Annotated in this window: 13 protein-coding genes and 16 tRNA genes; 25 read left to right on the forward strand and 4 right to left on the reverse strand. The window is 55.5% G+C overall.

Going from position 1 to position 14,002, the window contains the following annotated elements; all coding sequences use genetic code 11:
- The first annotated feature begins 105 nt into the window (after window positions 1-105).
- The 16 genes from NFU03_RS09555 to NFU03_RS09630 all read left to right on the forward strand — a co-directional run bounded on the left by NFU03_RS09555 (window position 106) and on the right by NFU03_RS09630 (window position 1,736).
- Window positions 106-187: transfer RNA gene (locus tag NFU03_RS09555), tRNA-Leu, on the forward strand.
- 8 nt (window positions 188-195) lie between these two features.
- Window positions 196-270, forward strand: a tRNA-Gly gene (locus NFU03_RS09560).
- A gap of 26 nt (window positions 271-296) precedes the next feature.
- Window positions 297-373 (forward strand) — tRNA-Arg (locus NFU03_RS09565).
- Window positions 374-398: 25 nt separating this feature from the next.
- Window positions 399-475: transfer RNA gene (locus NFU03_RS09570), tRNA-Pro, on the forward strand.
- Window positions 476-489: 14 nt separating this feature from the next.
- A tRNA-Ala gene (locus NFU03_RS09575) sits at window positions 490-565 on the forward strand.
- Window positions 566-590: 25 nt separating this feature from the next.
- A tRNA-Met gene (locus tag NFU03_RS09580) sits at window positions 591-664 on the forward strand.
- Window positions 665-670: 6 nt separating this feature from the next.
- A tRNA-Ile gene (locus NFU03_RS09585) sits at window positions 671-747 on the forward strand.
- A 20-nt stretch (window positions 748-767) separates the two neighbouring features.
- Window positions 768-860: transfer RNA gene (locus NFU03_RS09590), tRNA-Ser, on the forward strand.
- Window positions 861-1,065: 205 nt separating this feature from the next.
- A tRNA-Met gene (locus NFU03_RS09595) sits at window positions 1,066-1,140 on the forward strand.
- A 3-nt stretch (window positions 1,141-1,143) separates the two neighbouring features.
- A tRNA-Asp gene (locus tag NFU03_RS09600) sits at window positions 1,144-1,219 on the forward strand.
- A 26-nt stretch (window positions 1,220-1,245) separates the two neighbouring features.
- Window positions 1,246-1,321: transfer RNA gene (locus NFU03_RS09605), tRNA-Phe, on the forward strand.
- Between the two features lie 7 nt (window positions 1,322-1,328).
- A tRNA-Gly gene (locus NFU03_RS09610) sits at window positions 1,329-1,402 on the forward strand.
- A 3-nt stretch (window positions 1,403-1,405) separates the two neighbouring features.
- Window positions 1,406-1,479, forward strand: a tRNA-Ile gene (locus NFU03_RS09615).
- 4 nt (window positions 1,480-1,483) lie between these two features.
- Window positions 1,484-1,558 (forward strand) — tRNA-Asn (locus tag NFU03_RS09620).
- Between the two features lie 6 nt (window positions 1,559-1,564).
- A tRNA-Ser gene (locus tag NFU03_RS09625) sits at window positions 1,565-1,655 on the forward strand.
- A gap of 9 nt (window positions 1,656-1,664) precedes the next feature.
- Window positions 1,665-1,736 (forward strand) — tRNA-Glu (locus tag NFU03_RS09630).
- A 56-nt stretch (window positions 1,737-1,792) separates the two neighbouring features.
- On the opposite strand, the gene NFU03_RS09635 is transcribed toward NFU03_RS09630, so the two are convergent.
- Both NFU03_RS09635 and NFU03_RS09640 read right to left on the reverse strand, forming a co-directional pair.
- On the reverse strand, window positions 1,793-2,521 hold the full coding sequence (locus NFU03_RS09635) for a TraR/DksA C4-type zinc finger protein (RefSeq protein ID WP_251638223.1): 729 nt from the start codon (window positions 2,519-2,521) through the stop codon (window positions 1,793-1,795).
- 153 nt (window positions 2,522-2,674) lie between these two features.
- The gene (locus NFU03_RS09640; RefSeq protein ID WP_251638225.1) at window positions 2,675-3,589 is read right to left on the reverse strand and encodes a 1,4-dihydroxy-2-naphthoate polyprenyltransferase; all 915 of its coding nucleotides are present in this window, start codon (window positions 3,587-3,589) and stop codon (window positions 2,675-2,677) included.
- Window positions 3,590-3,747: 158 nt separating this feature from the next.
- Between NFU03_RS09640 and NFU03_RS09645 the strand changes: the two genes are divergently transcribed.
- From NFU03_RS09645 to NFU03_RS09665, 5 genes are read left to right on the forward strand one after another with little or no spacing between them, the layout of a single operon-like run.
- The gene (locus NFU03_RS09645) at window positions 3,748-5,136 is read left to right on the forward strand and encodes an isochorismate synthase (RefSeq protein WP_251638227.1); all 1,389 of its coding nucleotides are present in this window, start codon (window positions 3,748-3,750) and stop codon (window positions 5,134-5,136) included.
- Complete coding sequence (menD, locus tag NFU03_RS09650; protein ID WP_251638229.1) at window positions 5,129-6,847, forward strand: 2-succinyl-5-enolpyruvyl-6-hydroxy-3-cyclohexene-1-carboxylic-acid synthase; 1,719 nt, start codon at window positions 5,129-5,131, stop codon at window positions 6,845-6,847. Before NFU03_RS09645 ends, menD begins: the two co-directional genes overlap by 8 nt.
- Complete coding sequence (gene menH / locus NFU03_RS09655) at window positions 6,837-7,667, forward strand: 2-succinyl-6-hydroxy-2,4-cyclohexadiene-1-carboxylate synthase (RefSeq protein WP_251638230.1); 831 nt, start codon at window positions 6,837-6,839, stop codon at window positions 7,665-7,667. Before menD ends, menH begins: the two co-directional genes overlap by 11 nt.
- 11 nt (window positions 7,668-7,678) lie before the next feature.
- Entirely contained in the window at window positions 7,679-8,497 is an 819-nt protein-coding gene (gene menB, locus NFU03_RS09660) for a 1,4-dihydroxy-2-naphthoyl-CoA synthase (protein WP_251638231.1), read from the forward strand.
- 60 nt (window positions 8,498-8,557) lie between these two features.
- Window positions 8,558-10,003, forward strand: a complete 1,446-nt coding sequence (locus NFU03_RS09665; RefSeq protein WP_251638233.1) for an o-succinylbenzoate--CoA ligase — start codon at window positions 8,558-8,560, stop codon at window positions 10,001-10,003.
- Window positions 10,004-10,055: 52 nt separating this feature from the next.
- Here NFU03_RS09665 and NFU03_RS09670 read toward each other — a convergent pair whose 3' ends face one another.
- Window positions 10,056-11,006 carry a metal ABC transporter solute-binding protein, Zn/Mn family gene (locus NFU03_RS09670; RefSeq protein ID WP_251638236.1) on the reverse strand — a complete coding sequence of 317 codons (951 nt, stop codon included), beginning with the start codon at window positions 11,004-11,006 and terminating at the stop codon, window positions 10,056-10,058.
- A gap of 87 nt (window positions 11,007-11,093) precedes the next feature.
- A complete protein-coding gene (gene yidD, locus NFU03_RS09675; RefSeq protein WP_251638238.1) occupies window positions 11,094-11,324 on the reverse strand; it encodes a membrane protein insertion efficiency factor YidD in 231 nt (76 codons plus the stop codon).
- A 102-nt stretch (window positions 11,325-11,426) separates the two neighbouring features.
- On the opposite strand from yidD, the gene NFU03_RS09680 reads away from it, so the two are divergent.
- The 4 genes from NFU03_RS09680 to NFU03_RS09695 all read left to right on the forward strand — a co-directional run bounded on the left by NFU03_RS09680 (window position 11,427) and on the right by NFU03_RS09695 (window position 13,973).
- Window positions 11,427-11,876, forward strand: a complete 450-nt coding sequence (locus NFU03_RS09680; protein WP_251638239.1) for a Dps family protein — start codon at window positions 11,427-11,429, stop codon at window positions 11,874-11,876.
- 59 nt (window positions 11,877-11,935) lie between these two features.
- Window positions 11,936-12,109, forward strand: a complete 174-nt coding sequence (locus tag NFU03_RS09685; RefSeq protein ID WP_251638242.1) for a putative motility protein — start codon at window positions 11,936-11,938, stop codon at window positions 12,107-12,109.
- 131 nt (window positions 12,110-12,240) lie between these two features.
- A complete protein-coding gene (locus NFU03_RS09690; RefSeq protein WP_251638244.1) occupies window positions 12,241-13,560 on the forward strand; it encodes an NAD-dependent malic enzyme in 1,320 nt (439 codons plus the stop codon).
- A 65-nt stretch (window positions 13,561-13,625) separates the two neighbouring features.
- A complete protein-coding gene (locus NFU03_RS09695) occupies window positions 13,626-13,973 on the forward strand; it encodes a transposase (protein ID WP_251638246.1) in 348 nt (115 codons plus the stop codon).
- Window positions 13,974-14,002: the final 29 nt, after the last annotated feature.

Consider the following 14,002-nt stretch of genomic DNA (forward strand, 5'->3'; position numbering starts at 1 on the left):
GCTCAGTTGGTAGAGCATCTGACTTTTAATCAGAGGGTCGCAGGTTCGAATCCTGCATGGCTCACCATTTCTTAGTTTCATTCTTAAAGGATGCAGCATCATTATGCGGGTGTGGCGGAATTGGCAGACGCGCTAGAATCAGGATCTAGTGCCTTCGGGCGTGGGGGTTCAAGTCCCTTCATCCGCATCCTTTACGCGGAAGTAGTTCAGTGGTAGAATACGACCTTGCCAAGGTCGGGGTCGCGGGTTCGAATCCCGTCTTCCGCTCCACTTTTCATTAATAAGCATCATCATTTGCGCCCGTAGCTCAATTGGATAGAGCGTCTGACTACGGATCAGAAGGTTGTGGATTCGACTTCTGCCGGGCGCGCCATTTTATTCATATGACTATTGACGATCGGGAAGTAGCTCAGCTTGGTAGAGCACTTGGTTTGGGACCAAGGGGTCGCAGGTTCGAATCCTGTCTTCCCGACCATCTTTACTTAATATGGGGCCTTAGCTCAGCTGGGAGAGCGCCTGCCTTGCACGCAGGAGGTCAGCGGTTCGATCCCGCTAGGCTCCACCATATTATTGTCCACATTCATTTTCTTGGCGGCGTAGCTCAGCTGGCTAGAGCGTACGGTTCATACCCGTGAGGTCGGGGGTTCGATCCCCTCTGCCGCCATCTAAAGGACCTTTAGCTCAGTTGGTTAGAGCAGACGGCTCATAACCGTCCGGTCGCAGGTTCGAGTCCTGCAAGGTCCACCAGTATTGCTGTTTTCCTACACGGAGGTATACCCAAGTCTGGCTGAAGGGATCGGTCTTGAAAACCGACAGGGGTGTCAAAACCCGCGGGGGTTCGAATCCCTCTACCTCCTCCATTTTCAAACAGTTCTTTTAGAACTTTGCAAACAGCTGAACAACGAGCGTGAAAGCTCAAATGCAACAGTATACTCATTATCGCGGGGTGGAGCAAAGCGTCATACGAAGATGACGATTTGTAAGATTTCCTGAAAGGAAATCTGTAACTTTGCAAACAGCTGAACAACGAGCGTGAAAGCTCAAATGCAACAGTATACTCATTATCGCGGGGTGGAGCAGTGGCAGCTCGTCGGGCTCATAACCCGAAGGTCGCAGGTTCAAATCCTGCCCCCGCAACCAAATGGTCCCGTGGTGTAGCGGTTAACATGCCTGCCTGTCACGCAGGAGATCGCCGGTTCGATCCCGGTCGGGACCGCCATTTTTTTCATACATAATCCAATTGCTGGTTCAGTAGCTCAGTCGGTAGAGCAAAGGACTGAAAATCCTTGTGTCGGCGGTTCGATTCCGTCCTGAACCACCATTTTCATGCGGGTGTAGTTTAGTGGTAAAACCTCAGCCTTCCAAGCTGATGATGAGGGTTCGATTCCCTTCACCCGCTCCATTTGGGCCTATAGCTCAGCTGGTTAGAGCGCACGCCTGATAAGCGTGAGGTCGGTGGTTCGAGTCCACTTAGGCCCACTATTCCGCAGTAGCTCAGTGGTAGAGCAATCGGCTGTTAACCGATCGGTCGTAGGTTCGAGTCCTACCTGCGGAGCCATATTACGGGGAAGTACTCAAGTGGCTCAAGAGGCGCCCCTGCTAAGGGTGTAGGTCGCGAAAGCGGCGCGAGGGTTCGAATCCCTCCTTCTCCGCCATATTTGTTTGGCCCCTTGGTCAAGCGGTTAAGACACCGCCCTTTCACGGCGGTAACACGGGTTCGAATCCCGTAGGGGTCATACGTGAATGAAAAAACCTGACTGGTTGATCCAGTCAGGTTTTTTCGTATTCTTTTTTATTTACCAGTATAGCTGTCCCGTTTGCGGTAGGGGATGTCTCCGAGTTCGGATTCAAGTCCCGTTTCGTCAAGTTCTTCTTCATATTCCACAGTTGTTTCCCCTCGTACGAATCCCGCTGGTTCGCCGTCGATATCACTCGCAGCGATGACATCGATGTCTTCTGTGCTTTCGTCCTCGACTGCCGTGTCATACAGCGTGTCGTAGTCTTTGTGATTGCCGAAAAAGTCGGAAGGGGTTTCCGATGTGCCCGACTTTGCGATGGCTTCGAAACTATCGATCGGGTCTTCGTAAATCCCTTGCCGTCTGTCCGCGAATGTATCGGGGTTGGCCATTTTCAGCAGGCTGTCTTCGACTGGACGGTCATCCGGGACGTCCTGGACGGCATCTTCCACGCAGAAGGTCGTATAAGGAACAGCTTCCAGCCGCTCATACGGAATGTCCTTCCCGCATACTTCACACACGCCGTACGATCCTGCGGCCATCTGCTCGAGAGCGTTGCGGACTTTGTCCAGTTCTTCACTCGCGTGTTCGTGCAGGGCGCGATCCTTCTCCCTGTCATACAGTTCGGTTCCCATGTCTGCGGGATGGTTATCATACGTGGAGAGTTCCCCGATCTCTTCCTGGGGAGCCACGTCTGTCGATGTATTCTCTTCCGTCACGGTCAGCTCGTCCTGCAGACGGAGCAGTTCTTTCTTCAATGTCATGGTCTGTTCGTTTGTCAGCATTTCGTTCACGTCCTTTATCGATTTACGTACTAGTATGGTTCGGAACGGCCGAATTACTATGTATTCAGCTGTTAGTTCTCTGATTTCCTTTTTCACGCGTTCCTTAAACCTCAAAAAAAGAAGCCCGCATGATGTGCAGGCTTCCAGGTGTGTTTATTGTGTCAAGTGGCCGATCAGCAGACCGATGGCAAGCAGCAGGCAGAAGAATGTATTCGTCTGGGCTGTGAATTTCATGGCAGGAACGACTTGCAGCGGCAGCTCGTACCGCTTGAAGATTTTAATGGCAGTGATCGGCTTCTTCACACAAAGGATGACAAGAAGGCTCCAGGGGGTGAGGCTGCCGAACAGCACAAGGCCGATGATCCATGCGAACGAGAGGATGAAAAACCCGCTCTGGATCCGGATTGCATTGGCCCGTCCGAGGAGGATTGCCAGCGTCTTGCGCCCGCCGATTTTATCCCCTTCGAGATCGCGGATGTTGTTCGCCATCATGATGGCTGCAACGAGCAGGACACTCGGAATCGACAGCAGGACCGCCCGTTCCGTCACGGTGCCCGTCTGGATGTAGAAAGCGATCAGGACGAGCAGCATCCCCATGACCACGCCGGAGAACAGTTCGCCAAGAGGCGTGTAGGCGATTGGATAGGGGCCGCCTGTATAGAAGTAGCCGATCGCCATGGAAATCAGGCCGATGACTGCAAGCCACCACGAACTCTGCATGCAGATGTAGATGCCGAGCAGCACGGAAATTCCGTACAGGAACAGCGCCAGGTTCAATATCGTCTTCGGGTTCACTTTGTTGCGGACGATGGTTCCGCCGATGCCGACAGAGTGTTCGGTATCCAGTCCCCGTTTGTAGTCGTAGTACTCATTGAACATATTCGTCGCCATCTGGATGAGTATACTGGCGAGCAGCATAGCGGCAAAAAGCAGGAAGTGCAGCCTGCCGAACGGAAGGGCCAGCATCGTCCCTAGGAAAACAGGTGCGAATGCGGCTGTGAGTGTATGGGGCCGTGTCAGCTGCCACCACATGCGCCAGCCTTGTTCGACTTTAATGGTATCTTGCATTTTCGTTCTCTCCTTCATATTTCAATCCACCTACCATTGTACTCCATTCAAGGCATTTCCGGTATCCTCCGGTCCCTTATAAATGCGGAAGCCGTATTTTTCGGCTATAATGGAACTACAAATGGCAAGACGTTTTCGCCACAAGAGGAGAGAATAACATGAACCGGAAGCTTACGGATCGGCCTGCACGACTATCACCAGCAGCCAGCCCGCATGTCCGCTTCTTCACCGAAACGATAGAGGCGGGCGGAATTTCACCGCTTTCTTTTTTTGAGGCCGGATCTTCACTCGCACATGCGGAACGGTTTTTCTGGGAGAATGCATCGAAGACGATGACACTGGTCGGGATCGGCCATGCCTTAACATTGACAGCCCATGACGGGGAAGACCGTTTTACCGCCATCGAGGCAGACTGGAAACAGTATTGCAGCGCACTCATCAAAGAAGAGAAGGACATGGATCCCGTGCTGGTCGGCGGATTTTCGTTTGACTGGGAACGGTCGGCGGAAGAGTCGGAATGGGGAGACTTCCCGAACGCCTTTTTTGCGGTGCCTGTTTTTCAGCTGAAGATCGAGGGTGGCCGTACAGGTGTCGCCATCAACCTGATTACGGACAAGCCGGATGCCGCTGCCCAGTTTGACAAGTTGAGGATGCAGCGCGATCAGCTGATCCACGATGCGCAGATGAGGGATTCACTGCAGTTTTCGAAACCGGACGTCCTGTCCATGCACGAATTGCAGAAGGATTCCTATTTGGAGACTGTCCGGAATGTCACGGACAAGATTGCGGAAGGGGAAGCGGACAAGGTTGTCATCGCCCGTTCCCTCGCCCTCCGTTTCGGCAGTCCGGCCGATCATACGGCTGTTCTCCAGTCCATTTTGAACGAGCAGCGGGACAGCTATTTGTTCGGCATCGAACGGGGCGGCCAGCTGTTCTTCGGTGCGACACCCGAGCGGCTGATCGAGATCAGGGACGGACAGGCTTATTCCGCCTGTGTGGCCGGCTCCAGCAAGAGGGGAGCCACTGCCGAAGAGGACCGCGAGCTCGGTGCTGCACTGCTCGCTGACAAGAAGAACCGGGAAGAGCACCAATATGTCGTCGACATGATCACAGACGTGTTCGACTCGCTTTGTGCGTCGTATACATCGGCGAACGCACCGAAACTGATGAAAGTCCGGGATATCCAGCATCTCCATACACCTGTCGAAGGGGCCCTAGGTGAAGAAAGCAGCATCTTCCAGTTCATCCGATGCCTGCACCCGACACCTGCGCTCGGCGGCGTACCGACTTCAGTCGCCATGGAGATCATCCGGCAGGAAGAAAACTTGGACAGGGGTTATTATGCGGCGCCTGTCGGCTGGACGGACGCCTCCGGAAACGGGGAATTCGCCGTTGCCATCCGTTCCGCATTGATCGAACAGGATCAGGCGTGGCTGTATGCAGGAGGCGGGATCGTTGCCGATTCCGTTCCTGAACAGGAATATGAAGAGACCTGGGTGAAGTTCAGACCGATGCTCCGGGCGCTCGGGGGGACTTTGAATGGATAACCGAAAAATATTGACGGATCACGTGAAGCGGATGGCGGAATCGCTCATCCGCATGGGAATGACAGATGCTGTCATCAGTCCGGGATCCCGGTCCACGCCGCTTGCGTATGCGCTCGTGTCCACTCCGGGCATCACCGCCCATCTGCAGGTGGATGAACGTTCGGCAGGATTTTTCGCGTTAGGTCTCGCGAAAGCTTCCCAGCGTCCGGTCGCACTCCTGTGCACGTCCGGGACAGCGGCCTCGAACTTCCATCCCGCGGTGACGGAAGCCTTCTATGCACGAGTGCCGCTGTTTGTCATCACAGCAGACCGGCCCCATGAGCTGCGTGATGTCGGGGCGCCGCAGGCGATCCGGCAGCCTGGCATGTTCGGGGAGCACGTGAAGTATAGTGCGGACTTGCCGATTCCGGAAGCATCTGCAGCGGTCGATGATTTCCTGGAACGGCAGATTGCACGGGCGGCGGGCATGGCGCTCACCGAACCGAAAGGTCCTGTCCATCTCAACGCACCATTCCGTGAGCCGCTGCTGATTGAGCTGGATCATCCTGCGCCGCCGATTTCTTTTGTTGGCAGAGTAGGGGGCGCTCCGGCGTTCACCGAGGACCAGAAGGACACGGTGCGCGGCCTGTTCCGTTCCTCGACCCGTGGGATCCTGATTGCAGGGGAACTGCCTCCGGGCTTCCGGAAGTCCCTCGTCTGGGAATTCGCACGACGGATGCAATGGCCGGTGCTGTGCGACCCGCTGTCCAATTTACGTTCGGAAGTGCCGGAAGACTGCACGCACCTCTGTATCGATTCGTATGATGCGCTGCTGAAACACGCACCGTTTGCTGAACGGATGGCTCCGGATATGGTGCTCCGTATCGGGCCGCAGCCGGTATCAAAGCCGCTGACGCTGTTCCTGAAACGCGTGCGGCCGGTGTGCTTTGCAGTTGTGGATGAATCCCCACTGTTCCGGGATCCGCTTGGCATCGCTACGCATCACCTCCAGACGTCTCCAGCGGATATCCTCTCCGTGCAGACGGAGACCTGCCAGGACGCCGGGTATACGGCGGACTGGTCGAAAGGGAACGAAGTCGCAGCCCGGGTGTCGGAAACATTCCGGTCGGACGGAGTGCAGGAGGGGGACTATGTCCGGCTCCTGCTCGAGACATTGCCCGACGGCAGCGATCTGATCAGCGGCAGCAGCATGCCGATCCGCGATTTGGATACGTATTTCCGGCAGACCGGGCGTGATATAGCCTGCTTTTCAAATCGTGGTGCGAATGGCATCGACGGTGTTGTCTCCACGGCGCTCGGCATCCAGGCTGCTCGGAAACGCCCGTCCTGGCTGCTGATCGGCGACCTGTCCTTCCTGCATGACGTCAATGGGCTCATCATTTCCCGCATGCAGCAGACGGACCTGACGATCATCCTGAGCAACAATGACGGCGGCGGAATCTTCTCCTATCTGCCGCAGTCGACGGAACCGGCGCATTTCGAAGAACTGTTCGGCACGCCGACAGGATTATCCTTTGCGCCGATCGCAGAGCTGTATGACATCCAGTACAGCCGGGTGTCGACGGCCGAAGCCTTCCAGGAAGAACTCGCTGCCGGGAAGACTTCTCCGCTCCGGATCATCGAGCTGATATCGGAACGTGCATACAATACGGCCGCCCACCGCGAACTGTGGACGGCGATCGGTGAGGGGCTCGGCAGTCATGGCTTCTGAGTGGATCCTGACCGGGAACGGGCGGCTCCATGCGGAAATATATGGGGACTGCACCAATCCGGCTATCGTCATGCTGCACGGGTTCACAGGCAGCACAGCAACGTGGCGCACACTTGCAGAAGAGCTGCAGGATCGTTACTACGTTGTCCTTTTCGATCTGTGGGGGCATGGCCGGTCGTCCGTCCCTCCCGATCTTGCCGCATATGCGATGGAACAGCAGACAGCCGATCTGGAACAGGCAGTCACAGCGCTCGGCCTGGAACGGTTCCTGCTGATCGGCTATTCGATGGGCGGACGTGTGGCGATCGGCTTTTCAGCAGCCTATCCGGAGCGCATTTCAGGCCTGCTGCTTGAGAGTGCGTCACCGGGTTTGCGGGAGGAGCTCGAACAGGTGCAACGCAGACGGAACGACAGCCGGCTCGCTGAACGGTTGCGGAGAGAGCCGCTTGAGCGCTTCATCGATTACTGGCAGGGCATTCCGCTTTTCAGCACGCAGCGGCTGATGGCAGCAGCGGTGCAGGACGCGGTGCGCCAGGAGCGCCTGCATCAGAAGCCGGAAGGGCTTGCAAACAGTCTGGAAGGTATCGGAACAGGGAGCCAGCCGTCGTATTGGGATACGCTTCCCGAACTCCGTTTTCCAGTTCTGCTTGTCACCGGTACGCTTGACGTCAAGTTCACGAAGCTTGCGGAAAAGATGGAACAGCTCTTGCCGAACGCCGGCCGAAAAGGAGTGGAAGACGCAGGCCATGCCGTTCACGTGGAAAAACCGGAGGAGTTTGCTACAATAGTGAAGAGCTTCGCAGCACAACATACACTTTGAGGAGGACTACAATGACACGACAATGGGAAACGCTTCATACATATGAAGATATCAAGTATGAAAAGTACAACGGCATTGCAAAAGTGACGATCAACCGTCCGGAAGTCCGGAATGCATTCCGTCCGAAAACCGTAGCTGAAATGATCGACGCGTTTTCACGCGCGCGTGACGATGAAAGCATCGGCGTTATCATCCTGACAGGCGAAGGCGAAAAAGCATTCTGTTCAGGCGGCGACCAGAAAGTGCGCGGCCATGGCGGCTATGTCGGAGACGACGAAATACCGCGTTTGAACGTATTGGATCTGCAGCGTCTGATCCGTGTGATTCCGAAACCGGTTGTTGCGATGGTATCCGGCTTCGCAATCGGCGGCGGCCACGTGCTGCATGTCGTATGTGACCTGACGATTGCTGCAGACAATGCGATCTTCGGGCAGACTGGACCTAAAGTCGGTTCATTCGACGCAGGGTACGGTTCCGGTTATCTGGCACGTATCATCGGCCATAAGAAAGCGCGCGAAATCTGGTACTTGTGCCGCCAGTATGATGCACAGCAGGCACTTGACATGGGTCTCGTCAACACGGTCGTCCCTTATGAACAGCTGGAAGACGAAACCGTCCAATGGTGTGAAGAGATGAATTCGATGAGCCCGACTGCGCTCCGCTTCGTGAAAGCTGCGATGAATGCGGATACGGACGGTCTCGCGGGTCTCCAGCAGATGGCTGGGGATGCGACACTCCTCTACTACACGACTGATGAAGCGAAAGAAGGACGCGATGCGTTCAAAGAGAAGCGCAAACCGGACTTCGGTCAATTCCCGCGTTTCCCTTAATCGACAATCCAGAAAAACTGCCCTTACCGGCAGTTTTTTCTTTAGAAAGAAGGAAATCCAATGATTCCGAATTGGCTCGTGAAACGGGCAGCGCTGACGCCGGATCAGCGGGCGATCAGTTTCGAAGGCAGTACACGGACATACCGGGAACTTTATGAGGAAGCGCTGGAACAGGCAGGCAGACTGAGGACTGCCGGTCTTTCAGAAGGCAGCCGGGCTGCTTTGCTCGGCGGGACGTCTGCCGATATGGCGGTCCTCATCCATGCCTGTCTGCTGGCCGGTGTCGAGATGGTGATGCTGAATGCGCGGCTGACAGCAGAAGAGATCGCTTATCAGCTGGAGGATTCAGCGGCGGACCTGCTGCTGTACGAGGATCCGTTCGAAGCGATGACCGCCTCTTCGCCCTGCCGGAAGCTGGGTTATTCCGCATTCACGGAACTTCCATCAAAACCGGTGACGCCTGCAGCCGAATGGTCCTACGACCGGACGCTGACAATCATGTACACGTCAGGGACGACAGGGTTCCCGAAGGGCGTGCGCCAGACTGCCGGCAACCATACGGCAAGTGCGGTATCGGCCGTCCTGAACGGGGGGCTCGAGCCTGGCGATGCCTGGCTCCATATGATGCCGCTTTTCCATATAAGCGGATTCTCGATTCTCGCCCGGGCTGTCCTCTATGGAACGGAAGTCCGGCTGTTCCGGAAATTCGATGCGGCCGCGGCGGCGGATGAAATCTGCAGCGGGCGGGTGACCGGGCTGTCCGCCGTGGCGGTGACACTGGAACGTCTGCTTCAAGAGCTGGAGCAGAAAGGCCGCATTGTGCCGCCGACATTCAGGACATTGCTTGCCGGCGGAGGTCCCGTGCCTGTCAGTTATCTGGAACGGGCGCAGCATCTCGGCCTCCCGGTCATGCAGACATACGGCATGACGGAAACGAGTTCACAGACCGCAACCCTGTCTGCCCGTGACGCCTTGCGTAAAATCGGTTCGTCAGGCAAACCGCTTTTCTTCGCGGAAATCCGCATTGACGGGGCGGGGCAGCCGTTCGAGAAGGGGGAGATACTGATCAGGGGGCCGCATGTGACCGGCGGCTATATCGGCCGGCATGCGGAGACATCCGCCTTGCAGGACGGCTGGCTCCATTCCGGGGATATCGGGTACTTCGACGGAGAAGGGTTCCTGTTCGTATCCGACCGCCGTTCCGACCTGATCATCTCCGGCGGGGAGAACATTTATCCTGCAGAGATCGAAGCGGTGCTTGCCGCGCATCCTGCTGTCCGGGAAGCAGGGGTCTGTGCCATGGCGAGTGAGGAATGGGGGGCAGTGCCGGCGGCGTTCATCACGCCTGCATCGCCTGTTACGGCCGAAGAACTCGAAGCATACTGCAGGAGCCGGCTCGCCGCCTACAAAGTGCCGAAGACATTCCGGATGATCGATGAAATGCCGCGCAATGCATCGAACAAGCTGATGCGCAGCAAACTCCGTGAGCTGCTGGACGGCCAGTGAGAAAACAATAAAAAGACAGGAAAGACCTCCAGGCGGAGATCTTTCCTGTCTTTCATTCGTTCAGCGCCTTTTCAAGCACTTTGATATTGCGGTGCTGGAGCGTAAAGTAGTCCTCGTGCTTATTTTCGTCTTCCGGCGTCAGCACCGACAGATTGTGGAGCACGGCAGAATCCGCACCGATCTCCTTCTGTACGACTTCCGTCAGTTTGGAGCTGACATTCTGTTCGAACAGGACCGTCTTCACGTGTTTTTCCTTCGCTTCCGCGACAATCGAAGCAAGCTCTTTCTGTGAAGGCTCGTTCTGCGTATTCAATCCGGCGATCGCCACTTGCTCGAGTCCATACTGTTCTGCGAGGTAGCCATATGCGGCATGGGAGACGAAAAACGTTTTGGATGCCGCTTTTTCGCTCATTTGCGCATAATCGCGGTCCAGCTGTTCCAGATCGCCCTTCAGCTCATTGAAGTTTTTGTCATACAGCTCCTTGTTTCCGGGAGCCTGTTCCGTCAGGCCGTCACGTACCGCTTCGGCGAGGGGGATGCTCAGGACAGGGGAGATCCAGACGTGCGGATCGATTTCCCCGTGACCGTGACCGTCTTCATCGTCTTCATGGGCGTGCCCCTTCATCAGCTTGTCAGGGCTGATCGCCTTGGAAGCGGCGACCATCTTCACGTGCTGATTGTCGAGCGTCTTCTCTGCATTCTCGACGAATCCTTCGAGTCCGAGCCCGATGTAGAAGAACAGGTCCGCATCCGCAAGCTTCATCATTTCCTTCTGCGTTGGATCGAACGTGTGCTCATCCGTCCCGGCAGGATAGATGGACTTCGCTTCGACTGTATCCCCGCCGATCCGTTCCGCGAAATACTGGAGCGGATAGACAGTCGTGTAGACAGTCATCTTCCCTTCTTTATCATCGGTTGCTGAGCTCTCCCCCTTTTTGCCGCAAGCACTCAGTGCAAGCAGCAACAGGACGGAAACTGCCGTCAGCCAATATCGATTCTTCATCATGTCATCCTCCAATACGTAATGATTACGATTTAAAAAAGCGCCTACTCATCATAACGGAACAGGCAGGCGCTTGCAAGCATTTCCTTATCGGTTTTTCTCTTTTTTCAAAGGGACGGGGTCGAAGCCGCCCTTGTGGAACGGGTGGCATTTGGAAATCCGGATGACCGTCAGCAGCAGCCCCTTCAGGACGCCGTGGGTTTCCACAGCTTCCACGCCATAGTGGGAACAGGTCGGATAGAACCGGCACGTCGGCGGCGATAGAGGGGAAATCCGTTTCTGATAAAACCGGATGAGCCAGAGCAGTATTTTTTTCATGAGGCAGACTCCTTACTGTGAGCTGTGTTTAGTGTACTCCGTCCGGTGGTAAATTAACAGGGACAAGAACTTACAATACGAATGGAAAAGGGGTCTTTTGTTATGTCTGCAGATCTGTTGAAGGAATTGAACACACAAGTTTCCACGTGGTCGGTCATGTACGCGAAACTCCACAATTATCATTGGTACGTAAAGGGGAAGGAATTCTTCACGCTCCATGCGAAGTTCGAGGAGCTCTATAACGAGGCGACGCAGCATATGGACGATATAGCGGAGCGCGTGCTGACGCTGGGCGGAGAACCGACGGCTACGCTGAAGCAGCATATCGAAGACGCAGTTGTCGAAGAAGCGGCGGGCAATGAAAAAGCGGAGCAGATGGTTGCGGCACTCGTCTCCGATTTCGACGCGATCATGAAATCGCTCAAGAAGGGGATGGAGCTCTCCGTCGAAGAGGGCGACGTCATGACGGAAGACCTGCTGAACGCAATTTACCAGAGCATCGAGAAACACCAATGGATGCTGAATGCGTTCCTCGGCGAAGACAACAAGTGACGGATCTCCTTCAGTCCTCCCGTCTCCGTCCGATATAAGGGGGGAGAGGAGCTGATTGTATGGAGATCTCATCCATCATGTCCAGCCAGCTGCGCAGTCTCCAATCAACCGTCCAGCTGACGATTCTGGACAAAGCGATGACATCCGGTGCCTCGGCAGCAGCAGAAATGCTCCAGTCGATGCCGGAAGCAGCACATCCGACAAAGGGCGCTTCGATTGACGTGAAAGCGTAATGGACCATGCATTGTTCTTAACCGGAACAGTGCATGGTTTTCTGTTTTCATTGTATATCTAAATTCCAATGTGTAAAATGAGTCTGTGTCTCAATCAGGCAGCAGATGAACGAAGCAAAGGAGAATATACCATGTCAACAACACCTTACTTACGGAACTTAATAATCGAGACCCCTTCGAAGCCAGGCAACTTCGCAAAAGTCGCATACGCGATCGGGCAGCTGGAAGGCGATATCGGGGACATTCTGACCATCAAAGTCGGAACCCTGTCAACGATCCGGGACGTATCTGTCCAGTGCAGCGACGAAGCCCAGCTGATGAAAATCGTCGACGCTATCAACGGAATCGGCGACGGAATCCAAGTCCAGGCTATCTCGGATGATGTCCTCCGCGCTCACGAGGGCGGTAAAATACATATGAAGAGCAGAATGGAGATCCGCTCGCTCGGAGATCTGAGACGTGTGTATACACCGGGCGTGGCGAACGTCTGTAAAGTGATCGAGAAGGATCCGCAGCAGGCCCAGTTCTTCACGGGCATCTCGAATACCGTGGCAATCGTCACGGACGGCACAGCCATTCTCGGTCTCGGCAACATCGGTCCGGTCGCCGGCATGCCGGTCATGGAAGGGAAGTCGGTCCTGTTCGACCAGTTCGCAGGCATCAGCGGTGTGCCGATCCTTCTCGATACGAGTGATCCCGATCAGGTGGTCGAAACCGTCAAGCACATCAGCCAGACGTTCGGCGGCATCCTGCTCGAGGATATCGGTTCGCCGCATTGTTTCGAAATCGAGGAACGGCTGAAGGCTGACCTGGATATCCCTGTCATGCACGATGATCAGCACGGAACGGCTGTCGTTGCACTGGCCTCCACGCTGTCGGCCTGCCGGCAGGCGGGTGTCAAACTGGAAGAATCCGTTGTCGGCCAGATCGGACTTGGGGCGGCTGGCCTCGCCATCAGCCGTATGATGATGGCTTACGGCGTCAAGAAGATGCAGGGGACGGACCGTAACGCGGAAGCACTGGAACGCCTTGCGGGCTACGGCGGATCCATTGCGGAATCATTGGAAGACATCATGGCGACGAGTGATATCGTCATAGCGACTACAGGAGTGGAAGGGCTGATCACACCGGACATGGTGCGTCCGGGGCAGATCATCTTGGCACTGTCCAATCCGCAGGCGGAAATCCAGCCGGAAATCGCATTACAGGCAGGAGCCGCATTCGCTGCGGACGGCCGTCTGGTCAACAACGTCCTCGGATTTCCGGGAATCTTCCGCGGGGCGCTCAATGCGCAGGCGAAGAGCATTACGTACGATATGCTGATCGCGGCTGCACTTGCCATCCTCGACTCCACGAAGCCGGGAGACCTCGTGCCTCATCCGCTCGATCCGAACGTCCATCAGAATGTGGCGGATGCCGTCGAGAAAGTCGCCAACTTAACTTCACGATAATCGGGTATGGAATACATACATCGAGCTGAAACGCCCATACTGCAAGTAAAAAGGATGGGATGAACATGGCTGAACCGAAAGTGACGATGTATGTATCCGTTGTGAACCAGCAAGTACTCCAGTTTCCGGATGTCTCTCCATACGAATTCAAAGTGGAAATACCGAAATCGTATGTGGACATCTTTGAGCATCTGTTTGCGCAATCTGGCGAATTGGAGTTCCGAAATTTTTTACGGGCGCATTTGCCTTTCGTCCCGTATCACTACGACCGGGACAACCATCACGTCGACCGCAGGCTGCATAAGGTCTACGCCTTAGTGCACGAATTCACCGATGATGATTCGAAGGCATTCATCGAACAGCTGCCGTTCTTCAGGGAACCGGTGAGGACCGTCCGAACAGGCGGTCTGTGAAGCGGCCGCGGCCGGCAGGAATAGGACGT

Source organism: Sporosarcina sp. NCCP-2716 (assembly GCF_023707985.1).
Classification (GTDB): Bacteria; Bacillota; Bacilli; order Bacillales_A; family Planococcaceae; genus Sporosarcina.